We start from the raw sequence: 25356 nt of genomic DNA on the forward strand, positions 1-25356 counted from the left end.
TCCTCCAATCATTTACCAAAAACGCTTTGCTGCGCATAATTCCTTCTCATAAATCGTATCCTTTAATTCGATTATTTCAATGCATTTTCCTGTATTAGGTGAATGAATTAATTTGCCTTCTCCATAATAAATTCCTACATGATGAATGCTTCCTTTTCCTTCTTCATAAGCAAAGAACAAGAGATCTCCCGGCTCCATTTCAGTTAGTTCAATCTCCTTTCCAGCTTGAGCCTGGTCATGTGCATCACGTGGAATGATATAGCCATTCGCTTTACACATCGAATAACTAAAACCTGAACAGTCGTAGCCAAAACTGCTCATCCCCCCCCACAAATACGGCAATTGAAGAAATTGCTCACCAGCTAAAACTATATCTTTACCGCTTCCCTTAGGGATTTTTTCTATGGAATCATAAATACATACGTCCTCTGCTCTCAGAAAACCCTCTCCTGTTGGTGTTTGAACTTGAATCCAGTTCTCATCCTTGCTAATAATCGGAAGAATCGTTTGATAGCTTAATGCAAACTGTGGTTTTCGGTAATAACAATAAAGGGCAGCTTTTTTTTCGGAAATAACAGCGACCGGACTTTTATTTATTGCCCAGTCGTCCCGCAAAATCAATTGGTCCTTAGGCATCCACCCTGGATATCCTCTATCATCTTTAGAGGAAGACTGACTCGGAACAATGACGTGAACCCAATTCCCCTTCTCTTCTATCACATGTACTTCTTCTCCGTATAAAACCTGTGACTGCACTAAGTTTTTATTACAGAGCTCTAAACTAGTCTCGTATGTTAAACTATTCAGCCATTCTTCAACATGTACAGGATGGCTTATTGCATTCTTATCGATTTCTCTTGGTGAATCATACGAAGTCCACACAGTAGCAACAGCAACATCAACTAGCCATTTAGGATTTTTCTCCAATTGCAATGCCCCCTTCGATATGAACATTCCTTATTCCTAAGCCAGGCTCCTTTGGAAAAGCAATCTTTCTCCCGTTGTATTTAATTCCTCCCTCGATCACTTCCTTGGCAAGCATTAAGGGAGCATCAAAGTCAAAACGTGTGATGTTCTTCTTACTGGCTGCAAAATGTGCCGCTGCAGATATTCCAATTCGTGTTTCAATCATGCTGCCTACCATGCATTCCATCCCGCAAACCTCTGCAAGCTGATTAATGATTTGTGCTTGATAAATTCCCCCTGATTTCATTAATTTTATATTGATTAAATCAGCGCTTCTCGACTTTACAACATCAAACGCTTGCTTAGGCGTAAATACACTTTCATCTGCCATTATTTGTGTATCTACATTGTCTGTTACTTGCTTTAGCCCTTCAATATCCCATGCTTTCACAGGCTGTTCCACCAGTTCAATATTTAAATCAAGACTTTCCATTTTTCTAATAGCATAAATGGCTTCTTTTGGCTTCCAGCCTTGATTGGCATCAAGGCGGATTTTCACCTTTTTGCCTACCCTGTTACGAATTTCACGAATACGTTCGATATCTGTTAAAATATCATCTTTTCCTACTTTGACTTTTAAGACATCAAATCCTTGCTGAACATAAGAAACCGCATCTTCTCCCATTTCCTCCGGTCCATTGACACTTACTGTAAAATCGGTTTCGATTTCATCTTTATGTCCGCCTAAATATTGATATAATGGCAGCTTGCAAAGCTTAGACAAGCAATCATATAGGGCCATATCGACCGCAGCCTTTGCACTTGAATTCCCTATCAGAATTGATTGGATTCCTTGAAAAATTTCTTCATAGTTTCTTAAACTTTGATTTTCTAAGAACGGTTTTAACACGTGATGAATAGCTGATTCTATGCTTGATAGACTCTCCCCTGTTATCACAATTGTCGGAGGAGCTTCTCCCCATCCAATCGTCCCATCCTCACATGTGATTTTCACAATAATTGAATCGGCTATATGAACGGTTCTTAATGCTGTTTTAAACGGCTTCATAAGTGGTATCGCTACCCTGTACGTTTCAATTTTGTCTATTTTCATTTTCTCCCACCCTTTTTGAACACTTCCAGTTACCGGACTCCACTATCAATAATTAATTGTTTTTCAGATGTGTCCATTTCTGCCTGAACACCTAAAGGAATGGAAATATGCGGGGAACAATGGCCGAATTTGAATCCTTTTAGAGCAGGTTTATTAGCTAAATGAGTATAATGAGAGATTACTTCGTCAAGCTCAAGTGAAAGTTCCCTTTCAGGTACACAATTATTAAAATCTCCGATAATTAGACCAGCCGCATCGGTAAGCTTACCAGCCATATGCAATTGATTAAGCATACGATCGATCGAACGCGGTTCTTCATTTATATCCTCTATTAACAGCAGCTTCCCTTTCGTATCAATTTCAAATGCTGTCCCAATGGTGCTTGCAAGCAGAGATAAATTTCCTCCAGTGATCTCCCCGCTTGCTTTTCCATCAATTAAAACTTCCAATTCCGAGACTTCATTCGGATACTGAATCGAGGTTAGTTCAAACAATTGCTTAAAATATTCCTTTGATAGAGGATCTGCATCGGCCTTTCCAATATCTGATGCAAGCATCGGTCCATGAAAAGTAATAAGACCCGTTTGCTGCCGGATAGCAGTATGCAAAAAAGTAATATCACTATAGCCCCAGAATATTTTGGGGTGATTTTTAATCATCTGATAATCTATTTGTGAAGCAATTCGTCCCGTGCCATATCCTCCACCTGCACAGATGACAGCCTTCACTTCACTATCCATAAACATAGTATGTAAATCAGCTAGCCGGTCCTTATCCTTTCCGGCCAAATAGCCATACTGGTCGTACACATGCTTGCCAAGCCTTACTTTCAGTCCTAATTCCTCTAAAAATGCAAAGGAACGCTGTAAATTCTCCTGATTTGGCGGGCTGGCAGGCGCAATGATCCCAACCGTATCTCCAATCCTTAACCTTTGTGGTTTTACTCCCATGCTGTCACATCCTTCATTTTATTGATCTTTCTTTACATCCATATTCAGTGATGAGAATAAATAAAGGTCGTCTAAATGATTATTTTTTTTAAAAGGGATGTTCAAGCGAACATCCCCATTTTAGATACATGTTTTCTTAATTTTTATCTGCCCATTTCAGTTCCAAATAGCCAACTGGGTGGCGGACAATACCCGAAACTGACTCATTTTGCAAATACACTTGATTATAGAAATGGATTGGGATGATTGGCATTTCTTCAAATAGAATTTTCTCTGCCTTATACATCATCTCATAGCGTTTCGTTTCATCTGCTTCATTTTTTGCATCTTTAATCAACTGGTCATATTCTTCATTGCTCCAGCCAGTACGGTTCATCGAATGGCCCGTTTGGAAGTTTTCCAGGAAGTTGATTGGGTCGGCATAATCAGCAAGGAAGGAGCTCCTTGAAAGCTGGAATTTTAAAGCTGTTTGCTCTTCAGCAAATACATTCCATTCCATGTTAGCTAGCTTCACTTCTACACCTAAATTATCCTTAAACATCTGTTGAAGTGCTTCAGCAATTTTCTTATGTGTATCACTCGTACTATAAGTCAAGGTCACTTCTGGTAGCTTTTCATATCCTTCTTCTTCCATCCCTTTTGCAAGCAGCGCCTTTGCTTCTTCAATATCTGTTTTCACAAGATCTCCCGCTGTTTCGCGGAAGTCTTTTCCTGCTGGATCATTAAAACCGTAAGCAACAAAACCATAGGCCGGCTTTTCTTTATTTTTTGTTACAAAGTCTACGATTTGCTGTTGATCAACCGCCATTGCAAATGCCTTACGAATATTTACATTTTGGAAAGGCTCCATTGTTAAGTTAAATCGATAGAAGTAATCCCCTGCCTGATCACCAACTTGCACTTTCCCTTCTGAGAATAGCTGCTCACTTAAATCAGCTGGTATATCGGAAACATCTAGATTTCCAGTTTGATACATTTGATATTCTGTATTTGTGTCATCCACAATTGCCCAATGGATTTTGTCTAACTTTACTGTACCTGCATCCCAGTACTCGTCATTCTTTTCCATTAAAAAGTGGCTGTCATGCTCCCATTCAGTTAGATTAAAAGGACCATTTCCAACAAATGTTTCTGCCTCAGCAAACCACTGTGGATTTTCTGTTGCAACCTTCTCGTTAATCGGGAAGAATGCCGGGTTTGTGATCACACTTAAAAAGTATGCCTGTGGACTAGTTAATGTCACTTCAAATGTTTTATCATCAACAGCTTTAACCTTTACATCATCTGCTGACCCTTTACCCGTGTTGAATGCTTCTGCACCTTCGATAAAATAGCCTAAGAAGGCTGCTGGAGAGCCTGTTTCAGGGTCTAATAGACGTTTCCATGCAAACTCAAAGTCACCAGCCATTACACTATCGCCATTTGACCATTTGGCATTTTCACGAATATGGAATGTATAGGTTTTCCCATCTTCAGACACATCCCATTTTTCTGCTGTCGCAGCTTCAGGTTCATGGTTTTGACCTAAACGGGTTAAGCCTTCCATTATATTATTTAACCCGCTCCATGAGACAGAATCAAAACCAATCGGCGGATCAAACGAGGTTGGTTCCATTCCATTATTAAGATAAAGAATCTTTTCACTCGCTGCCTCTTCCTTTGTACCTTCTTCTTTATCTGTTGGTTTAGGCTCATTTCCTGTTTCCTGTTTTGCCGTACAGGCAGCCAGAACAAAAATCAATAAGCATGTTAACAACAAAGATACATACTTCTTCACGCCACTTCCCCCTCTTTTTTTATGTTTCTAGCATTTCTAATTTCAGCTATATGATAATGGCTGAAAAAAAGAACAAACTACTTGATACTAGCAAGCATTTTTATGGCGCGCTCATCCTGCAGCCAGCAATCCACATGATGTTCCTGACTTAGACGAGTCTTAAATGGGTATTTCCGATCACAAACTTCCATGGCATATGCACATCTAGCTGTAAAAGGACACCCTGTCGGAGGTGAAAACAAATCAGGAGGTGAACCACCAATCGGCACAAGTTCTGTTTCTTCAATATCAAGACGTGGAACAGAATTTAATAAACCCTTTGTGTAAGGATGCTGAGGGTTATAAAAAATCTCCCTTCTTGATCCTGCTTCCACTATTTTTCCTGCATACATAACCACCACCCGATCCGCAACCTGTGCGACTACACCAAGATCATGGGTGATGAGAATAATGGATACGCCTGTTTTACTTTGTATCTCTTTAAATAAATCTAGTATTTGTGCTTGGATCGTGACATCTAAAGCTGTTGTTGGTTCATCCGCAATTAAAACTTCAGGCTGACAGACGAGCGCCATCGCAATAACAATTCGCTGTCTCATCCCCCCGCTGAATTGGTGGGGATAATGCTTTAAACGTTCAACCGGGTTTGGAATCCCAACAAGATCCAGCATTTCAAGTGCTGTTTTTTTTGCTTCCTGCCTTGTGACTTGTTTATGCTGTAAAACCCCTTCAATGATTTGTTCACCTATTGAGATTGTTGGGTTCAAAGCTGTCATCGGGTCTTGGAAAATCATCGAGATATCCGCCCCGCGGATATTTCTCATTTGCGGTTCTTTCACAGCTGTTAAATCCATTCCTTTAAAAAGTATGGAACCATGCTTAATTTTCCCAGGCGGATTTGGAATCAGACGCATAATACTTTGAGCGCTTACGCTTTTCCCGCAGCCTGATTCACCAACAATCGCTAATGTTTCCCCTTTGTATAAATCAAAAGTAACGCCACGAACAGCCTTGACTTCTCCACCATAAGTTTTAAAAGAAACATGGAGATTTTTTACCTCAAGAACTTTTTCCATGCTGCTTACCTCCTCAACTTCGGATCAAGCGCATCCTGCAGCCCATCCCCTAGAACATTAAATGAAAACATCGTCAGAGAAATGAAGAAGGCTGGGAAAAATAGCCGCCACCAATGTCCTGATAGAATCGTAGACAATCCATCACTAGCCATGGAACCCCAACTCGCCAAAGGGGGTTGGATTCCTAAGCCAAGGAAGCTCAAAAATGCTTCTGCAAAGATTGCTGAGGGAACCGTTAAAGTCATTTGGACAATAATTGGACCCATTGTATTTGGCAATAAGTTTTTCTTTATGATTCGAGAGGTTTTCGTTCCAAATGTTTTCGATGCAAGCACAAATTCGTAGTTTTTGATTTGAAGGACCTGTCCTCTAACAATTCGGGCCATCCCAACCCAACCGGTTATAGATAAAGCAAATATGATTGTAAACAAGCCAGGACCCATGACAACACTTATTAAAATAACGACAAGTAAATATGGGAGGCCATACAAAATTTCTACAAATCTCATCATTACATTGTCTGCTTTCCCGCCTTTATATCCAGCAATTCCTCCGTAAACGACCCCAATAAGAAAATCGATTAATGCGGCAACAGTCCCGACAAACAAAGATATTCGTGCCCCAAGCCATGTTCTCGAAAATACATCCCTGCCTAATTCATCTGTCCCAAACCAATGCTTACTAGAAGGAGGTAGATTTTGATTTGCAAGCTTTTGTTCTGCAGCATCATGTGGCGATATGATTGGTCCAAAAATAGCCATCACTATAAGGAGAATAAGAAATGTTAATCCTGCCATGGCTAATTTATTTTTCAGAAGGCGCCGCCATGCATCCTGCCAGTAGGATAAGCTTGGCCTTACAACCGCTTCCGCTTCCGTTTGATCCTTTACTTTTGGAACAAACCATTCATCAGGAATATTTGGTTCAATATGATGTTCATGCGGTTTCCTTAGTTCCATTAGCTTCCCTCCTTTTTATGCAGCTTGATCCGAGGGTCGAGGATGCCGTAAGCAATATCTACTAGAAACAGCATCATAATGAGAATCGCACTGTAAAATACCGTCGTTCCCATAATGACCGGGTAGTCGCGCTGGTTAATACTCTCAACAAAGTATTTGCCCATCCCCGGGATCGCAAAAATTTTCTCGATAACAAATGTCCCAGTCAGAATACTTGCTGCCAAAGAGCCTAGCACGGTTACAACAGGCAAAAGGGCATTCCTTAAAGCATGTTTAAAGATAATTTTCACCGGCGAGAGCCCTTTAGCCTTCGCTGTTCTTATATAATCCTGTGTAAGAACCTCTAGCATACTGGAACGGGTTAATCTCGCAATAATCGCCATCGGTCCTGTTGCGAGAGCTAAAGTTGGGAGAATCATATGCTTTGGGCTCACCCATGTGGCTACAGGCAGGATTCCCCAATTTACAGCCACCTGCTGAATAAGGAGGGTAGCCATAACAAAGTTTGGAATAGATATGCCAAGTACCGCTATCGTCATCGCCGTATAATCAAGAATCCCGTTATGACGAAGTGCAGCAATGATTCCAAGCGTAATTCCCGAAATAACTGCCACAATAAGAGTGACAAGCCCCAATTCGAATGAAACAGGAAATCCTCTTCCAAGCATTTCATTGACCGTTTGAGATGATTTTTTGATAGAAGGTCCAAAATCAAAAGTAATAACCGATTTTAAGTACAATCCATATTGGACAATTAGCGGTTCATCCAGATGATAGTATTTTTCTAGGTTTTTCTGAACGGTTTCATTTGTGGCTCTTTCCTCATTAAAAGGAGACCCTGGCACCGAGTGCATGAGGAAAAAAGTGAGTGTAATGATTAGCCAAAGAGTTACAAGCATGGCAATGAGGCGTTTTACGATGTAAGCTGTCATCAATTAACACTTCCTAACAGAATGATGTTCTCATTGCTAATTCAATCATCACAAGCATCGCTCGATACGCTTCCAAAATATCCTTCGCCTGGAAACGCACTATCGTTGTATTTCCTTCCATTTCTGTACCAGGCATTAAATGAGCCCATTCTGCCTGCCCATAGTTGGCAAATTCAATTCTCAAAAGCGGATGCTCTGGTGGAATCAGCGGTTTCACTAGATCTTTATTCTTAAATGCAGCTAAAGTCTTTTCCTTTAGAAGTTCTCCTGCCTTAGCCGGTGTCAATGATTTGACAGCTGAACGAGTAATCGTTTCCTTTACAATGGCAGTAGTCACATTCGGGATAAGCTGTTCTGCTTCCAATGCTGCACGGTCATCCCCTGCTACTAGAAGAACAGGTACACCATAGTACCCTGCAACGTAAGCATTGAATCCCATTTCACCAATTGCCACATCATTGATATACATATTTCGGACACCAAAAATCATTGAATGGGACATAACACCTAACATAGATGCCCTCGCATGATAGCCAATAAACATGGCACCTGAATAAGAAGAATCAAGCCCTTGGACCATGGAATATGGTTTCACATCCCCAACAATTACCTTTGCCTCCGGATGAATCCTTTCAATTAATAGATTATTCATTTTTGAATGGCTATCATTCACTAAAACCTCTTCACAACCTTCATTAAAGGCAGCTGCAATCACATGATTCGCCTCATCTGTCATAATCAAACGGCTTCGCTCGTAATTATGTTTGGAAGAGTCAACATGTGTATGATCAGCAAGTCCTGTGATTCCCTCCATATCAACTGAAACATATAGCTTCATTTACATCCCCCCTGTTATTTCATATACTATTTTCCTAGATTCTATTCCTACATTTTGAGTGTGAATCTATTAAATAAAAAAACCAGCTGTCAGAGAAAAAACACTAATCTCTAACAGCTGGATTTCATCTGCGATAAACAGAAAAAGCAGCTTATTATTTATTCTTTATTTGTAAATATTTAATATGAGCATTCTTAAACGCGACTATCAATGCTTTTTGCGAGGATCCAAAGTAGCGCTGCTCAATTTCTTCCGTTAACCTATCCACTTCCAAAATGGATTTTTCCACAAATAATGAATGGACAAAGCGAGTAGTTAAGTCAATGGTTGATGAGCATTCTGCATCAATAATCTTATCTGTTTTTCTATCAATGACAAGACCTACAAAAAAGGCTTTATATTGCTGCATGATAGGATTGTTGGATGAAGTTTTGCTATCCCCGATAACATAAACAGTGCCTTGCTGATACATGAACGTACCTCCTATAGAGCAAGGATATTACATGGGGTGTTCATGTGAAAAACATAAACATTCAATGTAATGCATAGCTCCTATAAGAATTGTAATATAACAGAGGTAGGCTTGACAACTACTTTATTTGACTTTTCTAAATATTTTATTAATTTATCATTAAGAACACTGGTTTTAATCCTGCTCCATATATTCTAATCCCTGATGAAATAATTGCTCTGCAGTTATCAGCGCTTCTCCTCCACCTTGGGCAAACAAATCATTTCCCCCGCCCTTCCCATTTATTAATGGCAAAAGTTTATTTGTTATTTCTTTCATGCTGCCATTCGGCGCCTTTCCTTTTGCACAAACAAATTGCAGCTTTTCTTCTGCATCATTCACGAAAAACACAACAGCCTCCTCTGATAGGACTGTCACTGCTCGAGCTAGCTTCTGTACTTCCTGGATCGATCGATTTTTAAATTGTTTACTTATAATTAATCCGTTGCTTGAAGATTTTCCGTTCGTAAGGAGATCTTTCGCTTCATATGCGACAAGCTCATCTTTTAATTCCTCAATAGATTTTTCAAGCATCTTTTTGTCTTCAATTAGCTTTTTCGCCGTGTCCGCAAGGTTTTCTTCAGGTGCGTTCAGTATACTCGTCAAGCGTTTGATTTCCTTTTGCTTTTGATGAAGCTGGTTGAGTACGCGGTCACCGCAAACAAAATGAACACGGATCTTTTTCCGCTGTTTCTCCCAATCTAAAATTTTGATTGCCTTTACTTCTCCAGTTGAATGCGGATGCGTTCCTCCACAGCCGTTGTAATCAAAATCAGGAATAATCACGAGACGGATATTTTCGGTGACAGAAAGCTGCTTTCTAAGACGATAGGAAGATAGCTCGTCCATTGTTACCCATTTCGTTTCAATCGAACGGTTTTCTAATATGATTTGATTGGCTAAATCCTCTGCTTCTTCCGCTTGTTCGTCTGTTAACTCCTCAATATCCAGATCAATCGTTAACACTTCATTCCCTAAATGAAAACTAACGGTGGCAAAACCAAATTTTTCTTCAAAAGCTGCCGACAGGATATGTTGGCCTGCATGCTGCTGCATATGGTCAAATCTTCTTTCCCAATCAATTTCGCCAGTTATTTCCCCAGGCTCGTTGAACGGTTGCGCTATATAATGACGGATCTCCCCATCGATTTCCTCCACATCAATAACCTTAATCCCATTTAACGTACCTGTATCATACGGCTGCCCTCCACCTGTTGGATAAAAGGCTGTTTCCTCTAAAATAGCGTACACCCTTCCTTGTTCATCCTTTTGCTGATCCTTTAAATGAGTTGTAAATGACTTTATGTATGGATCTTGATAATATAGTTTATTTTTCAATGAAAAAGGCCTCCAGTTTATTAGTTTTACTAAGTTTTTTTTGTGAACATTCATTTTTCTGTAAATGTAAATTATCTATTTTTGCGATATGCTATTTATTTTTGCAAAATTACTGGTTTTTTTGCGATATCCTATTTATTTTTGCAAACGCTATTAGATGCCTCTCTCATAATATTTCTTCATTTCGGCTTTAGGAACCATGCTGCCGCCCGTCCCCCAAATGATATGTGTAGCCTTTTTCAATGAGACATCGAGCTTGTTATTTCCTCCCATTTGCGATTTCAACAGCTGTACAGGTCCTAAAAATCCTGCAAGGGCAGACGGTTCAAGATATATTCCTTCCGTATCAGCTAGTATAGTCAGCAAAGTAAATAATTTTTCATCTTCTACTGTGTAGATCCCACTTATTTCTTTTTCAAGGAATTTCCCCACAAAGCCCGATGGTCTGCCAACCGCAAGTCCATCTGCCTCTGTTTGGTTATCCAGACCAAAGTCTTGGACTGAAACCTGATCATGCAATCCTGTCATTAAGCCAAGGAGCATACATGGCGAATGTGTAGGCTCAGCAAAAAAACAATGCACATGCTCTTTAAAGACTTGCTTTAGTCCGAAGGTTATCCCTCCAGGTCCGCCGCCAACACCACAAGGGAGGTAGACAACTAGCGGATTTTCCTCATTAACCTGAATGTTCATATCCTCCAGCTGTTTCTTTAACCGAATGGCAGCTACAGAATATCCTAGAAAAAGATGACGGGAGCTTTCATCATCAATAAAATACATATGAGGATCCCCAGCAGCCTGTTTCCTTCCCTGTGCAACTGCCTCGCTGAAATCAGAATTATGCTCGACTACATTGACCCCTTTTGCTCTAAGCAAGTCCTTCTTCCACCTCTTTGCATCTGCTGACATATGAACATACACGTTAAAGCCTAGCTTTGCGCTCATGATGCCAATGCTTAACCCTAAATTTCCTGTTGATCCAACTGCAATGGAATAACGGGAAAAGAAGTCCTTAAATGTTTGATCCGCAAAGACTGAATAGTCATCCTTCAAGGAGATCATTTGATGCTTCAATGCTAGGTCTTCCGCATACTTTAATACTTCGTAAATCCCGCCTCTTGCTTTAATGGATCCTGAGATTGGCAGATGACTATCACATTTCAACAAAAGACGGCCTGGTAATTCAAAATGATAGATTTGCTCCAGGCCCCTTTTCATTTGTGGGACAGATATAAGAGGAGACTCTATCAATCCGCTACTGTTTTCTGTTTCAGGAAAAACTTTTGCAATATAGGGCGCAAATCGAGCTAGCCGCTCTTCAGCATCCATAATGTTTTTAAATGAAAGTGAAGACGGCTCAGAAGCTGTTTGATACATAGGGTTTGTCCAAAAAACTTCCTTAAGATCTATTACTTCATTCAATAATGGGAGCCTTTTTTTCCATTCCACAAGAGTTCTTCCTAAAATAACTTTCTCAGACATTATAGCCACCCCTATTCAAAAATGATAATCTATTAATTCAAATTTGCCTGAAAGGCGTTTATTTTTCAAGTGAAGGATAGGAAAATAAAAAACAAGCAAGCTTTTATATCATCAGCCTGCTTGTTTTTCACTATATATCTTTATATTTTAAAGCGATTTGCTAGTTTCTCCATTTCATTTGCCGTATGAACGAGCATTTGAATGGCTGCAGACACTTCTTCCATGGATCCAGTTTGTTGCTCAGATGAAAGAGCAACATCCTGCATTTGGCTAGATATCTCCTTCGAAATCGATGCGATGTTTATTATTTGAATGTTAGCAGCACTTATCTCTTCCTGAATTTCAACAGTAGATGTAAGAACATGTTCAACTTCTTCACTTAATCCTTTCGTTGATTCCTTTATTTCATTAAAAGAGTGACCTGCATTTTTTACCTTTTCCATTCCAATTTGTACAATCTTATCTCCCTGCTCAGATAGTTGAACTGCTTCTGTTGTTTTACTTTCAATCTCAAAAACAATTGATTTTATACTTTCAATACTCTTTGATGTTTCCTCGGCTAAGGTGCGTATTTCTTCAGCAACAATAGCAAAGCCTTTCCCATGCTCGCCAGCCCTTGCACTTTCAATTGAAGCATTTAGAGCAAGCAGATTTGTCTGTTTAGATACATTCATAATTATATTCAGTATTTCCTTCACTCTATCCGATTTTTCCTTCAGCTCGTGCATTGTCTTTGAGACATTCGTTGAACTTAACCGAATATCGTCCATTTGTTTAATGGATTCTCCAATAATCACATTTCCATTCACGGCATAGTCGGAGACTTCACGCGAATTTTTTGTAGTGATTTTTATTCTTTCTGCTATATCATTCGTTTGAGTAGCAATTTTTTGAAAGATAGCCTGTATATGTTCAGCCTCTATTGCTTGATGATTAGATGACTCGGCAACGTTTTGGAATGTGGCAGAAATTTCTTCAACGATGTCCACTACTTCTGAAGTATTGACGGACAGCTCCTCAGTCGATGAGGCGACTTCTTTAGAGGTTGATGCGGTTTGAAGGAGAGCGCTCTTTAAGTTTTCAACCATGATATTAAAGTTTTCATTCAGAATTCGTATTTCTCCTGTTGCTTTAATTGTAGTTGCCTCTTTGCTTAAATCACCTTCAGAAATTCTCTTTGTATATTCTGTCAAAAACTTTAATGGCAGAATCGTTTTCCTTACATACAAAATAATAATTGTTCCAGCTGCAAGCAATGAAATAATTCCAACAATGATGGTTGATGATACCATACTCCAAGTTCTTTCCGTTAGAATCTCTGCATCGAAATCAATTGCACTAATTGCAACAATTTCACCATGCATATCATGATTTTTAAAAATAGGAGCATATCCAGTCAAGCGTTTCATACCCGAATAATCGTAAACATCTGAGAAAACTGGCGCCTTCGTTTCTAGTAATGTATTTAATATATCCTCATCAACAGGTGTCATGTCCCCAACTTTGATTCCTTGTTTGTTCGATTTTTCATCAGGAACAAGCACTTGCCCCTTGATAGACATAATATACTGGTTTTCAAAAATTGGCTTATGGGCCGTAGTCCAGTCGATTTTTTCACCAAGCTCTTCAGCCTGTGAAGACGTAAGCGAATTCAGGCTGTCAATATCATTCCTTGTTAAAAGACCAGTAGTAATATTCGCGCAGCCAAACAGTTCAATTCCGGCTGATTCCTTTACCTTTAAATAGGTCATTCGATAATTCGCAAACGAAATAACCGTTAAACTCACGAATATAACAACAGACACAAGACCAATCAGCTTTGTTAGAATGGATCTCTTCAAAGTAACCCTCTTTTCCACATTTAACATAGTAAAAATTTCCTGCTCTGATTATAAATGATTCATTCTACTCGAACTGTTATAAAAGTCACTACTTTTAAAAAAATTTGGTTGTTTTTATCGGATTTTGTCGAATTTTTCAGATAAACAAAAAAACACGAGGTTGTTATTTATACCCCGTGTTTCATCATTATTTTTGATTGGAATGGCAGGCAAAGCCTGTAACAAACTGCAGCCATGCATATACACCAGTTTTGACAGTTTCTGCTACATTCGTATCCTTGCTAGGATCCAAACAAACAAAATCTATATGCCGAACTGCTGTGTTTTTTCCTATTTCAAGCAGTGCATCGAATAGCTCTATGGCAGTTAAGCCTCCTGGTGTAGATGCTGGTACACCTGGTGCAACGGAAATATCAAGTACATCCATATCCACTGTGACATATATGCGATCCACCTGCTTGGCAAGTCTCTCCAGTGCATCCTGAATCGTTTTTACTACACCATCTTTTCGTGCTTGCTTTAATGTCACCATTTGAATCTTGTGCTCTTTTGCATAATCAACTAATGGCTTCGCATTAAAATACCCATGTAAACCAATATTTATTACATTTTCTCCCTTGACTGCATTTCCATCTATCAATTGTCTAATTGGTGTTCCATTTGCCGGCCCTAATTCTGCTGGATCTCTTACATCCAAATGCGTATCAAGCTGTAAAATTCCGATTGTTTCCTCAGGATGGGCATCCTTTACTCCTCTAACAGCACAAGCAGTTGTGGAGTGATCACCGCCAATCATACATGTCAAGGCATTCGGATAGTCAGCTGCTAATGCTTGAGTTGATTCCTGAATACGCCGGTGGGATAAAAGGATATCTGTCGTATGCATGGCTACATCTCCTGCATCCCCCACCCGAATAGAGGTTAAATCGATATCCTCATCCAAATTATAAGTAGCATAGCCTTTCCACATTTTGCGGAATTCTGTCGGATAAAGAGATGCACCAGAGACACTGATTGAGGAACGTGAAATAGGTGCCCCGTAAAGAATGAGGTCCGGTGATTCAGCGAATTTATCTAATGGCTGAACCCAGTGATGAACATATGTTGGTTGCCCTTCCGTTTGATTCCATGACCATTCAGGCTTTTGCAGCCAATTCTTTTTCATAATTATCCCACCACCTGAACGCCTTTTTTCCAAACCTTTTTGACATGATTAACTCCGAATAAGTATTGTAATTCCTGATAATTCTTTACGTTCCATAAAACGATGTCCGCTTGTTTTCCAGTCTCAAGTGAACCTACCAGGTCCTGACGGTTGATGGCACAGGCAGCATTATATGTTGCCGCTGTCAGCGCCTCTGCAGGAGTTAGTCTCATCGATATACATGCTAAATTCATCACAAGCGGCATCGATGTTGTTGGCGAAGACCCTGGATTACAGTCTGTTGAAATAGCTACTGCCACACCCCCATCAACCATTTTCCTGCCTGCTGCTGCCCCTTCACGCAAATAGAGGGCTGTTGCCGGAAGCAGACAGGCAATTGTTCCCGCTTCCGCCATTGCTTTGATTCCTTCATCCGATGCTTTTAACAAATGCTCAGCTGAAATCGCTCCAACCTTTGCAGCAAGTTCTGCCCCGCCGTATGGCTCAATTTCATCCGCATGGATTTTTGGTGTCAATCCGAGCTTTTTCCCTGCTTCTAAAATTCGCTCCGACTGCTCAGGCGTATACACACCCATTTCACAAAAAACATCGTTAAATTCCGCTAATGTTTCTTCAGCAACAACTGGAAGCATGTCATTAATAATATGGTCAACGAATGCATCTTCTTTTCCTTTAAATTCAGGAGGTACCGCGTGTGCACCCATAAAGGTTGGAACGAGATCAATCGTATGTGCTTCCTGCAATCGCTTCATCATCCGCAATTGCTTAAGTTCTGTCTCAAGGTTCATACCATAACCGCTTTTCCCTTCAACTGTCGTAACACCATGCTGAAGAAAAGAATCAAGCCTTCGGGATGTCTGCTCAAAAAGCTCTTCTTCTGTTGCTTCACGAGTCATACGGGTTGTAGCATGAATTCCGCCGCCGGCATTCATAATTTCCATATAGGTTGCACCTTCAAGACGCATTTCAAATTCACGCTCACGGCTTCCCCCGTATACAACATGTGTATGAGGATCGACCAATCCCGGAGTAACTAAATGTCCTGCTGCATCAACAATTTCTGCTTCATGAGCCTTTGCAGAATACCGTTCATTTAAATCCTTCGTAGTACCAACAGCTTGAATCTTTCCATCTTCCAGCCATAAGCTGCCATCCTCAATTATCCCTAACTCAGACATTGCTTCTTTTGAGCGTGGACCATTGCTGTTTGAGGCAAGTGTAGCAAGCTGCGATATATGTTTAATCCAAATTGGTTTCTTCATTTTTACTCATTTCCTTTATTAAGCATTGGGATGTTAACCCCTTTTTCTTGAGCTGTTTCTTTCGCCAAATCATAGCCTGCATCAACATGACGGACAATCCCCATTCCTGGATCTGTAGTTAATACACGCTCAAGACGTGCTTCCGCTTCCTTTGTTCCGTCAGCAACAATAACCATTCCTGCATGCATGGAGTAACCCATTCCCACACCGCCGCCGTGATGCACAGATACCCATGTTGCTCCGCCAACTGCATTAATCATCGCATTCAAAATCGGCCAGTCTGCAACAACATCAGAACCATCCTTCATAGCTTCTGTTTCTCTGTTTGGAGAAGCTACTGAGCCAGAATCGAGGTGGTCACGACCAATGACGATTGGTGCTTTCAATTCTCCGCTTGCCACCATATCATTAATGATTTTTCCAAAGCGTGCCCGCTCCCCATAACCAAGCCAGCAAATACGAGAAGGCAGTCCCTGGAATTCAATTTTTTCTTGCGCCATACGAATCCAATTGCATAAATGCTCATTATCGCTAAATTCACGCAAAATGACTTCGTCCGTTTTATAAATATCCATTGGGTCACCTGAAAGTGCTACCCAGCGGAAAGGTCCTTTTCCTTCACAAAATTGCGGGCGAATATACGCTGGCACAAATCCAGGGAATGCAAAGGCATTTTCTACCCCTTCATCCTTTGCAACCTGACGGATATTGTTGCCATAGTCAAATGTAACTGCACCTTTTTCCATCATTTCAAGCATGGCTTCAACATGTTTTGCCATAGCAGCTTTTGAAAGCTTCACATATTCTTCCGCATGACTCTTCCGCAGCTCTGCCGCTTCTTCAAGAGACATTTTTGAAGGGACATATCCATTCAGCGGATCATGTGCAGATGTTTGGTCTGTTAGTACATCTGGAATGAAATTTCGTGCAATCATTTCAGGCAGAATATCTGAGGCATTTCCGATAAGACCGATAGATAGAGCCTTACCAGATAGTTTTGCTTCCTGTGCAAGACGAATCGCTTCATCAAGGGAGTCTGTTTTCACATCTGTATAGCGTGTTTCAATTCGGCGATCAATGCGAGTTTCATCCACATCAATACCAATGCAAACTCCGCCATTCATCGTAACAGCAAGCGGCTGAGCTCCACCCATCCCGCCAAGTCCAGCTGTAAGCGTGATTGTATGTTTAAGTGTACCATTGAAATGCTGCTTAGCTAGTTCCGCGAATGTTTCATATGTTCCTTGCACAATTCCTTGTGAGCCAATATAAATCCAACTGCCTGCTGTCATTTGCCCGTACATCATCAAACCTTTTTTATCAAGCTCATGGAATGTCTCCCAATTTGCATAGGCAGGGACAATATTCGAATTCGCGAGCAGAACACGTGGGGCATCCGCATGTGATTTAAAAATCGCCACTGGTTTTCCGGATTGAACAAGCAGCGTTTCATCATTTTCCAACTCTTTCAATGATTTCACAATTGCATCAAAGCAATCCCAATTACGTGCCGCCTTTCCAATTCCTCCATAAACAACAAGATCCTCTGGACGCTCTGCCACATCCGGGTCCAAATTGTTCATTAACATCCGAAGTGCTGCTTCCTGCAGCCACCCCTTCGTATTCAAATCTGTTCCACGGTAACGCACAACCTTATCATTCGAAATCGCTTTCATTTCTAAATCCCTCCATTTCTATATTTTTATTTTATAATGAAATTTCGGATAATTTATTATAAATTAAGGATATTTTTATAATCTATTGCTTAACAATTTATTAAAATGACTATTATTATAAATTGATTCATTCTATTTTAATTTTAGGTGAGTTAGTATCCATGGATGGAGGATAGGAATAACATCCGTTTTTTCTTGGCTACTTATTTTCCATATTTTTGAGGAAAAGGGCAGCATGAGGCTTTTTCACCTCTTAACCCCAGTCCGAAAAGCCAAAGGGGTACTGCCTACATACTGTTTAAATTTTGCATTGAAATACGTTTGATGAGCATAGCCGATTAATCGTGCTACTTCATCTAATGAAATATCTGTTTCCTGCAGCAATCGCTTTGCTTCACGAATTCTTACTTGATGAAGATGCGTGCGGAAGGTTTGTCCTGATTCAGCCGAAAAGCGCCTGCTAAGCGTACTTTTGTTCATGCGCAGTCCTTCCGCACATGCCGCTAAATTCCATCCAGCATCCCAATAATTCGATTCAATCATTTCCTGTACTCTCTCCACTAGTGTCCGGGGACCGTCTTGTATTTGCTCCTGAACCTGAAGAAGCAATCTCTGGATAAATGTTAGAAACTCTTGAACAATTTGATAAATAACAGATTGATGAACAATTTGCTTAAAAACCTCATGATAACTCGCTTCAAGTGATATACTTTGTAGATTATATGCTTTCATATGTCTGCGGATTTGTGCGAGTACACTCGTTAATCGGATTCGAACCAATTCTGGGTCTGGATAAGGACGGTCATAAGTTAGAAATTCGCGCTCAACCCACTCTCTTATTGCCTTTATATTCCTTGTTTCAAGCATCTCAATCCATTGACGCTGCTCAAGTGGCGTAAGAAAGGGATCCATTTCTAAAGGAGCTAGTTGCTTATTTTCTTCCAAAATAATATCATAGCCCTCAAAAAAGACTCTTTTTGTTAATTGCCTCGTTTGCTGATACGTTTTCTTTAATGATCCTCTTGAAGAATCTATGTTAATAACAATTGCAAGCGGTTCATCCATTCGCTCTTTCCACCTTGATAGGAAAGAATGATAAACTTCCCTAATCGATTCTATTTTTTCATTCTCCTGAACACATAAAATAAAATCAGATAATGCAAAAAGCTTATGCTTACCTGGAAAGGAATAACGCTGTAGGGCATCATAGACAAACGGCAGTGTCTCAGGGTTCGGTGTCAAAAAGGCAACCATTGTTATCGGATAAGATCTGTTCTTATCTAACAAAAATAAATCTGGATAATCAATTGTGTAGGTATCTACTTTATCTCCGGTCTGATTTGAGAAGAAATTATGGTCATTTCTTGTTTGATAACGGATTTGCTGAATTTGTTTTTTCAAATCATCAGGTGATATCGGACGGAATAAAACATCTTCTGCACGAAAACGGAGTGCACGATAGGCAGTTTGAAAAATCCGCTCAGAGGATAGACCTAACCAGCGAATTTTATACCGTTGAAGCAGCTCACAGAATCCTTCACTGCTCTTCATCCAACCGTCCATATCCAAAATGACAAGGTCTGGTCGTTCATTTTGCACTGCTCTTGAAAACTCCTCCAGCGAATCCCATACCGTCAACTGAATACCAGGCAAATGTGATTCAATCATCCACCGAATCCCTTGAGCCTCTAACGTATCTTTTGCCATCACATGAATATTCAAATGTATCTCACCTCTAAAGATCAGCATAACTAATCAAACGTTTGATTAATAGATATATTCTGATTTCTTCTTAATCAAACGTTTGATTAAGGGGTATGTTCGCATTTTTTACTAATCAATCGTTTGATTAAGAAGCATAGTCGCAGTAAATAGAATACTAAATTAGAAAAAAAGCACTACACCTATTGGTGAGTGCCTTTTCAATTGCTTAATAGTTTACATATCTTAGAGGGTTAACAGAATTTGATCTGCTTCCATTCCAAGGTCCATGATGGATCTCAAAGTGTAAATGCGGTCCAGTTGAATTACCTGTATTCCCCATATACCCTAACAGCTGACCTTTTTCAACACTTTGTCCATTGGATACAGAAAGGGATTCCATATGACCATAGACAGTTGTCATGACTTGTCCATCAATTACATGTGTAATCATGACGACATTTCCGTAGCTGCGATCAAAATTCGCTTTGATTACCGTTCCCGATGCTGAAGCAACAATTGGAACTGCTTCTGTTCGGCCGCCTTTACCAATATCGATCCCTGAATGCAATCTGCCCCATCTTTGTCCATAATGCGATGTAAGCCTACCTGTTGCTGGGTTCATAAATGCTCCATTGGTAATTGCCGGAGGAGCGCCCACACTGTTGTTTCCATTATTATTAGCCTGTTTTTTTCTTTGTTCCTCTAGTTCACGCTGTTTCTTCTTCCAAGCTGCAATTTCACGTTCCATTGCCTTTTCCTGTGCAGCAAGTATAGCTGCTTCATCTTCAAACTCTAAAAGTTCTTCATGCATATGTTGTTCTTCTTGTTCTAATTCTTTATATAGTTTGTTTCTTTCAGCTTTTTGAATCTCAAGCTTCTTCTTCATTCCTTCAAGATCGGCCAATTTTTTATTAAGTTCTTCTAATTGTTTCTGTGCTTCTGCTTCTTTTTTATCAAGCAACGCCTTATCTTCTTGGTGCATGCGAAGTAAATCACGGTCTGCTTCCATGAATGAAGTTACCGCACTTACACGATTAATAAAGTCGCTAAAGCTTTGCGCACCTAATAATACGTCTATGTAGTTAATGACTCCACCATTTTCTTGAATGGAACGAATACGTTCCTTTAATAGTTCGTCTCTCTTTTTTATCTGTTCCTTTAGAACGGCAATCTCTTGTTGGAGTTTCTTAATTTCCTCTTTTGCATCTGCAATCTGAGCTTCTTTTTCTTTAATTTTATTCTCCGTGTCCGCAATTGTAAGTTCTAATTTATCTAGCTCTTTCTGAACTGCTGACTTTTCTTCTCCTATTTGCACTAAGTCATCTTTCTTTTGATTAATCTCTGATTGAACATTTGAACGTTTTTCTTGTATATCCTTCTTTTTTTCCTCTAGCTGCTTATTTGATACTGCATAAGCAGTGCTTGACATAGGCATTAGTAAACTGCCGCTGCCTATTATGATTCCTATTCCTAGAGCGAGAAATTTTCTTTTCAATTTCATCCATGTCTCCTCTCTATTACTTTAAAATTATCTATGTACTTTAAGATTCTATTACTATAGAAAAGTAATCCTCATTTGTCTAGTTATGGCGAAATTTCACAGGTAATTTATGAGGTAGAATGTAAAATGTTGTATATTATTTTGGGAAAATGAGTCATATTTTGTTGTATATTCACATCTTTTATATTATAGCATTGCCATTTATAAATTTAATCCCTAAAATTATTACATTTATATTTCAGTAGATTCCATCACTTGTAAAAATAAGTAATATTTCATAGAATGATTGTAAATCTTGATTAGAGGATGGTGCCTATGGTTATTAAACCTCGTAGTGAATCAAAAGAATTAAAGCTTTATCGAATGTTGAATATGCGCATGGATTTATCAGTTGAAGAAGTGCAGTATTATGGGAGCCTTGAAAAAGGTTTTGAGGGCGAAATTCAGTTTGATGCGTGGCTTGAAAGTTTGCCAGAATCAGAGAATCGGCTGATCCTGAATGATTTATTGCTTGAATGCAATCATACTACTTTTCAAATAGATTCGCTGCTGCTAGTTGACGAGACTCTCTATGTTTTCGAGGTTAAAAATTATGAAGGAGATTTTTATATCGATGAAAATGGAAGATGGCTTACTTTATCAAAGAAGGAAATAAAGAACCCCTTACTCCAATTGGAACGAAGTGAATCATTACTCAGGCAATTGCTTCAAAACCATGGAATTAAAACACATATAGAACCCTATGTAATCTTCATTAACCCCAACTTTCAACTCTATCAAGCTCCCCTCGGTCAACCCATTATATTTCCCACTCAGTTGAAACGATTTTCGAAAAAGTTACCTGTTAAACCAGCAAACAGAAAAGGCATACAAATTGCCGAAAAGTTACTATCTATTCATTTAAAAGAATCACCATTCAAAAGACTGCCTAAATATACTTATGAGCAGTTAAAAAAAGGGAATCATCTGTCAGTCCTGTCATTCTTGTGAGTTACAATTTCAAGATCAGATATTAGTATGCACAAAGTGCTCATGTAAGGAAGATGTCAGATCCTCAATTATCCGGAGTGTGGAAGAGTTTATCCTCCTTTTCCCAGATAGGAAAGTAACTACAAATGCTATCTTTGATTGGTGCAAAGGAATTAAATCTAAGAAAGTTATACGAAAAATTCTATCAGAGAACTTTACATGCATTGGTTATGGTAAATCTTCATATTATGTAGATTAATTAATTTTATGTGCCCTCTTTTTCTATTTATTTCCACATGTGAGCGCCATCCTCTTTTTATGCGACCTCTTTTTACACTTATAACCATTAATGAACTCTATTCTCTTTTTACGTGACCTCTTTTTACATTTATAACCATTAATGAGCTCTATTCTCTTTTTACGTGACCTCCTTTTACATTTATAACCATTAACGAGCTCCATTCTCTTTTTACGCGACCCCTTTTTACATTTATATCCATTAATGAGTTCTATCTTCTTTTTACTCGACCGTTTTTTCATTTATATCCATAAATAAGCTCTATTCTCTTTTTACGTGACCTCCTTTTACATTTATATCCATAAATAAGCTCTATTCTCTTTTTACTCGACCACTTTTTACATTTTTAACCATAAATAAGTTCCATCTTCTATTCATGCACCTTATTCCCCCAAATAAACAAGCCGCCCAGTATCCACCGAGCGGCTTGTTTCCAATTTATTTACCTTTATCAACCTTCATCGTTCGTCTAAGGACTTCTATTTCCTGTTTTAGCCTCAAGTTCTCTTGTTGGATTGCTGTGATTTCATCCTGATTGTCTTTCTTGGTTGGGGGCAGAAGTGTTACCTTGTACCAGTTTTTTCCGTCTAAAGTTTCCTTTTGGAAACTTTTATTAAAAATAGCTTTAGGGTAGGTCTTTTTAATATATTCAGTTTCTTCATTAGATAAGCGTAATTCCCTAATGTGTACGCCATCTCCAAATGACTCTGACAAAAACTCCTCGAATCTCTCGACTTCATTCAGTTTCAAAAGATACCCCTCCCTCAAAATTACCTCAATCAGTTTTTCTCTTTTTTCACAATCCCGCCGGAATACTCAATCGATCTCTCGACTAGTATATCCATTGCATCCACACAGTAAGGTGTCACTTCATCATTTAATTTCAAACATGACAGCTCCGTGCAGGCTAGGATGACACAGCTGCAGCCTTCATTATGAATCAAGTCCGTTATAATTTGTTCGATTACATTCACATCGATGTCTAAATCACTTTTCACATTATAAATTGTATTCATAATTTGGTCTTGATAGACCTTGTTCGGCTTATACAACTGCATATTGTAGGCATTACAGCCTTTTTCATATATGCCGCTGCTTACTGTACCATTCGTTGCTAAGATGCCCACCTTGCTTTGATCTCCGTATGATTGATGAATTGCTTTACAAGTCTCATCAATCATATGAATAATATTGACCCCGGTCATTTCCTGCATCTTATCATAGAAATAATGTGAAGTATTACATGGAATCGCAATATTTGCTACACCAGCACTCTCAAGCAGTTTTATATCTTTTTCAACCGCATGTAAAAAAGTATCTTCCTCTTTATTCAAAATCACACTTGTTCGATCGGGCAATGTAGCATGATTAAGAATAATCATATTAATATGATCTTGATCAGCACCAGCAACTGTATTTTCAATGACCTTTTCAAAAAAAACAGATGTGGCCATCGGTCCCATTCCGCCGATTACACCTAAGCTCTTCTTTCCCATTATTCAACCTTCTCAATTAACAATTTTTAGATCTACGCTCTATTCAAGTATTTCAATACGAAGTTCATTTTTTTCCCGCAGCAATTGCAAAGCAATCTCAGCTCCGTGGTCCATTCCTTGACAGCCAGCTAGAAGGACAAGATCTCCTTCTTCCGCCTTAGCCAATGCACGGGCAATCGCATCTGGTAATTCGTCATATAAATCAACCTGGATACGTGCTTCGCCCATCACCTCTTCAAAGACGCGCTGTTCCTCATCTGTCACCTTATCCTTAGCTGTTACATGAGAGACACTCTTCGTAGCAATGATCTCATACAAACCAAGCTTCGAAGCCCATTCAACAATCGCTTCCGCATTTTCCCGGTTAACTGTTGGTCCGCGCTCCCCACGAATGGCATATACTATATGAAGCTTTTTGTAATCCATATACTTTAACGTTTGCAGCGTTACATTGATATTTCCTGTATTAGCAAAATGATCATCAATAATCTTTATATCTTCTTCATAAATAAATTCAAAACGTCTTTCTACACCAGCAAAATTTTTCAACGTATGCTGGATCGTTGAGACAGCCACACCGGAAAGCAATGCTACCGTAATCGCAACCATTGAATTGTACACTGAATGAAGACCAGGAACAGACAACTCGATATCAAATTCTCCAGGGATGTATTCAGCCCCATTCGCTTTAAATGCCTTCAAAATTTCAACTGTAAATTTAGCTCTTCCCGTTGTTAAATCTAAGTTTTTACAATGGATATGCCCTTCTGTACTGTTCACACCAAAGGTAATTACTCGTGCATTTGTTTTATTAACAAGTGATGCGGAATAAGGGTCATCCAGATTTAAAACGGCCATGCTTCTTTCGCTCGCATTTCGAATGAGACTGGATTTCGCTTCAAAATACTGTTCAAAGGAACCGTGTGAATCGATATGTTCACGGCTGACATTGTTTAATGTAACAATATCATAATCAACTGTCTCTACTCGATGAGTCTCTAAAGCAGCTGACGATACCTCCATACAAACATGCGAAACATCTTTCTCAACCATTTGATTTAGGTAATTTTGTAAATCCAATGATTCTGGTGTTGTTAGCTCCGCAGGGATTGACATATCATCAATTTTGATTGAAACAGTTCCAATTAATCCTGTTTTAAAGCCTTCATTTTCAAGAATGGCATTGATCATATAAGATGTGGTTGTTTTCCCATTTGTCGCTGTTACACCAATCATCTTCATTTTTTTCGAAGGATGATCATAGAAGGCATCCCCTAATTGGGCGAGAGCAATTCTGCTGTTTTGCACAACAAATTGCGGGATATCGAATGCCTCTTGCACTTCTTCCACCACCGCAGCTACTGCTCCATTGGCTACTGCCTGTGCAAGGTATTTATGTCCATCTGTTTTATATCCGCGAACACAAACGAAAAGATGTCCATTGGAAACCTTTTGTGAATGGTAAGAAACACCGCTAATCCTCATATCCTTGTCATTATAAACACGCTCAACCGTTATCGAACGTAGAAGTTCCTCTAACTGCATCATTTACTACCTCTTT

21 protein-coding genes are annotated in these 25356 nt (G+C 39.4%); 1 reads left to right on the forward strand and 20 read right to left on the reverse strand.

All coding sequences use genetic code 11. The annotated features are described in order from the left end of the window. Positions 1–12 precede the first annotated feature (12 nt). The 17 genes from FI644_RS07250 to FI644_RS07330 all read right to left on the reverse strand — a co-directional run bounded on the left by FI644_RS07250 (position 13) and on the right by FI644_RS07330 (position 21032). The gene (locus tag FI644_RS07250; protein ID WP_281176484.1) at positions 13–927 is read right to left on the reverse strand and encodes a C40 family peptidase; all 915 of its coding nucleotides are present in this window, start codon (positions 925–927) and stop codon (positions 13–15) included. Next, positions 911–2020 carry a dipeptide epimerase gene (locus tag FI644_RS07255; RefSeq protein WP_053477905.1) on the reverse strand — a complete coding sequence of 370 codons (1110 nt, stop codon included), beginning with the start codon at positions 2018–2020 and terminating at the stop codon, positions 911–913. Before FI644_RS07255 ends, FI644_RS07250 begins: the two co-directional genes overlap by 17 nt. A 29-nt stretch (positions 2021–2049) precedes the next feature. Then, a complete protein-coding gene (locus tag FI644_RS07260) occupies positions 2050–2970 on the reverse strand; it encodes a S66 peptidase family protein (protein ID WP_053477906.1) in 921 nt (306 codons plus the stop codon). 136 nt (positions 2971–3106) lie between these two features. Next, on the reverse strand, positions 3107–4747 hold the full coding sequence (locus FI644_RS07265) for a peptide ABC transporter substrate-binding protein (RefSeq protein WP_053477907.1): 1641 nt from the start codon (positions 4745–4747) through the stop codon (positions 3107–3109). A gap of 77 nt (positions 4748–4824) precedes the next feature. Then, positions 4825–5823 carry an ABC transporter ATP-binding protein gene (locus FI644_RS07270; RefSeq protein WP_053477908.1) on the reverse strand — a complete coding sequence of 333 codons (999 nt, stop codon included), beginning with the start codon at positions 5821–5823 and terminating at the stop codon, positions 4825–4827. A 5-nt stretch (positions 5824–5828) separates the two neighbouring features. Further along, positions 5829–6782 (reverse strand): ABC transporter permease, encoded by a 954-nt coding sequence (locus FI644_RS07275; protein WP_053477909.1) that lies wholly within the window; start codon positions 6780–6782, stop codon positions 5829–5831. After that, positions 6782–7714 carry an ABC transporter permease gene (locus FI644_RS07280; RefSeq protein WP_053477910.1) on the reverse strand — a complete coding sequence of 311 codons (933 nt, stop codon included), beginning with the start codon at positions 7712–7714 and terminating at the stop codon, positions 6782–6784. Before FI644_RS07280 ends, FI644_RS07275 begins: the two co-directional genes overlap by 1 nt. Before the next feature lie 13 nt (positions 7715–7727). Next, the gene (gene dppA / locus FI644_RS07285; protein ID WP_053477911.1) at positions 7728–8552 is read right to left on the reverse strand and encodes a D-aminopeptidase DppA; all 825 of its coding nucleotides are present in this window, start codon (positions 8550–8552) and stop codon (positions 7728–7730) included. Positions 8553–8706: 154 nt separating this feature from the next. Then, positions 8707–9024 (reverse strand): DUF3870 domain-containing protein, encoded by a 318-nt coding sequence (locus FI644_RS07290; RefSeq protein WP_053477912.1) that lies wholly within the window; start codon positions 9022–9024, stop codon positions 8707–8709. Positions 9025–9198: 174 nt separating this feature from the next. Then, positions 9199–10401: an alanyl-tRNA editing protein gene (locus FI644_RS07295; protein ID WP_231690150.1), complete on the reverse strand. Its 1203-nt coding sequence runs from the start codon at positions 10399–10401 to the stop codon at positions 9199–9201. A gap of 153 nt (positions 10402–10554) precedes the next feature. After that, positions 10555–11883, reverse strand: a complete 1329-nt coding sequence (dsdA, locus tag FI644_RS07300) for a D-serine ammonia-lyase (RefSeq protein ID WP_053477914.1) — start codon at positions 11881–11883, stop codon at positions 10555–10557. Between the two features lie 140 nt (positions 11884–12023). Beyond that, entirely contained in the window at positions 12024–13724 is a 1701-nt protein-coding gene (locus FI644_RS07305; protein WP_172797604.1) for a methyl-accepting chemotaxis protein, read from the reverse strand. A 187-nt stretch (positions 13725–13911) separates the two neighbouring features. Next, on the reverse strand, positions 13912–14889 hold the full coding sequence (locus FI644_RS07310) for an agmatinase family protein (RefSeq protein WP_053477916.1): 978 nt from the start codon (positions 14887–14889) through the stop codon (positions 13912–13914). 2 nt (positions 14890–14891) lie between these two features. Then, positions 14892–16151, reverse strand: coding sequence for an imidazolonepropionase (gene hutI / locus FI644_RS07315; protein WP_053477917.1), 1260 nt, complete (start codon positions 16149–16151; stop codon positions 14892–14894). A gap of 2 nt (positions 16152–16153) precedes the next feature. After that, positions 16154–17827 carry a urocanate hydratase gene (gene hutU, locus FI644_RS07320; RefSeq protein ID WP_053477918.1) on the reverse strand — a complete coding sequence of 558 codons (1674 nt, stop codon included), beginning with the start codon at positions 17825–17827 and terminating at the stop codon, positions 16154–16156. 246 nt (positions 17828–18073) lie between these two features. Continuing rightward, a complete protein-coding gene (locus FI644_RS07325) occupies positions 18074–19549 on the reverse strand; it encodes a response regulator transcription factor (protein ID WP_053477919.1) in 1476 nt (491 codons plus the stop codon). A 208-nt stretch (positions 19550–19757) separates the two neighbouring features. Further along, positions 19758–21032 (reverse strand): murein hydrolase activator EnvC family protein, encoded by a 1275-nt coding sequence (locus tag FI644_RS07330; protein ID WP_053477920.1) that lies wholly within the window; start codon positions 21030–21032, stop codon positions 19758–19760. A 315-nt stretch (positions 21033–21347) separates the two neighbouring features. Here FI644_RS07330 and FI644_RS07335 point away from each other — a divergent pair, with 315 nt between their 5' ends. After that, entirely contained in the window at positions 21348–22022 is a 675-nt protein-coding gene (locus FI644_RS07335) for a nuclease-related domain-containing protein (RefSeq protein ID WP_231690151.1), read from the forward strand. Between the two features lie 715 nt (positions 22023–22737). On the opposite strand, the gene FI644_RS07340 is transcribed toward FI644_RS07335, so the two are convergent. Genes FI644_RS07340 through FI644_RS07350 form a run of 3 tightly spaced genes read right to left on the reverse strand, consistent with a single transcriptional unit; the run spans position 22738 to position 25343 of the window. Next, positions 22738–23049, reverse strand: a complete 312-nt coding sequence (locus tag FI644_RS07340; RefSeq protein ID WP_053477922.1) for a hypothetical protein — start codon at positions 23047–23049, stop codon at positions 22738–22740. 29 nt (positions 23050–23078) lie between these two features. Then, entirely contained in the window at positions 23079–23795 is a 717-nt protein-coding gene (gene cuyB / locus FI644_RS07345) for a cysteate racemase (protein WP_053477923.1), read from the reverse strand. Between the two features lie 39 nt (positions 23796–23834). Next, on the reverse strand, positions 23835–25343 hold the full coding sequence (locus FI644_RS07350; RefSeq protein ID WP_053477924.1) for a Mur ligase family protein: 1509 nt from the start codon (positions 25341–25343) through the stop codon (positions 23835–23837). Between the last annotated feature and the right edge of the window lie 13 nt (positions 25344–25356).

This window comes from Cytobacillus solani, assembly GCF_006704205.1.
Taxonomy (GTDB): domain Bacteria; phylum Bacillota; class Bacilli; order Bacillales; family Cytobacillaceae; genus Cytobacillus; species Cytobacillus solani.

What these genes read in the sequence shown, in the direction of transcription:
- FI644_RS07280 (WP_053477910.1), bottom strand. Translation starts at nt 7,714, where the DNA reads ATGACAGCTTACATCGTAAAACGCCTCATTGCCATGCTTGTAACTCTT.
- FI644_RS07260 (WP_053477906.1), bottom strand. Translation starts at nt 2,970, where the DNA reads ATGGGAGTAAAACCACAAAGGTTAAGGATTGGAGATACGGTTGGGATC.
- FI644_RS07255 (WP_053477905.1), bottom strand. Translation starts at nt 2,020, where the DNA reads ATGAAAATAGACAAAATTGAAACGTACAGGGTAGCGATACCACTTATG.
- hutU (WP_053477918.1), bottom strand. Translation starts at nt 17,827, where the DNA reads ATGAAAGCGATTTCGAATGATAAGGTTGTGCGTTACCGTGGAACAGAT.
- FI644_RS07275 (WP_053477909.1), bottom strand. Translation starts at nt 6,782, where the DNA reads ATGGAACTAAGGAAACCGCATGAACATCATATTGAACCAAATATTCCT.
- FI644_RS07330 (WP_053477920.1), bottom strand. Translation starts at nt 21,032, where the DNA reads ATGAAATTGAAAAGAAAATTTCTCGCTCTAGGAATAGGAATCATAATA.
- FI644_RS07350 (WP_053477924.1), bottom strand. Translation starts at nt 25,343, where the DNA reads ATGATGCAGTTAGAGGAACTTCTACGTTCGATAACGGTTGAGCGTGTT.
- dsdA (WP_053477914.1), bottom strand. Translation starts at nt 11,883, where the DNA reads ATGTCTGAGAAAGTTATTTTAGGAAGAACTCTTGTGGAATGGAAAAAA.
- FI644_RS07290 (WP_053477912.1), bottom strand. Translation starts at nt 9,024, where the DNA reads ATGTATCAGCAAGGCACTGTTTATGTTATCGGGGATAGCAAAACTTCA.
- FI644_RS07310 (WP_053477916.1), bottom strand. Translation starts at nt 14,889, where the DNA reads ATGAAAAAGAATTGGCTGCAAAAGCCTGAATGGTCATGGAATCAAACG.
- dppA (WP_053477911.1), bottom strand. Translation starts at nt 8,552, where the DNA reads ATGAAGCTATATGTTTCAGTTGATATGGAGGGAATCACAGGACTTGCT.
- cuyB (WP_053477923.1), bottom strand. Translation starts at nt 23,795, where the DNA reads ATGGGAAAGAAGAGCTTAGGTGTAATCGGCGGAATGGGACCGATGGCC.
- FI644_RS07270 (WP_053477908.1), bottom strand. Translation starts at nt 5,823, where the DNA reads ATGGAAAAAGTTCTTGAGGTAAAAAATCTCCATGTTTCTTTTAAAACT.
- FI644_RS07335 (WP_231690151.1), top strand. Translation starts at nt 21,348, where the DNA reads ATGGTTATTAAACCTCGTAGTGAATCAAAAGAATTAAAGCTTTATCGA.
- hutI (WP_053477917.1), bottom strand. Translation starts at nt 16,151, where the DNA reads ATGAAGAAACCAATTTGGATTAAACATATATCGCAGCTTGCTACACTT.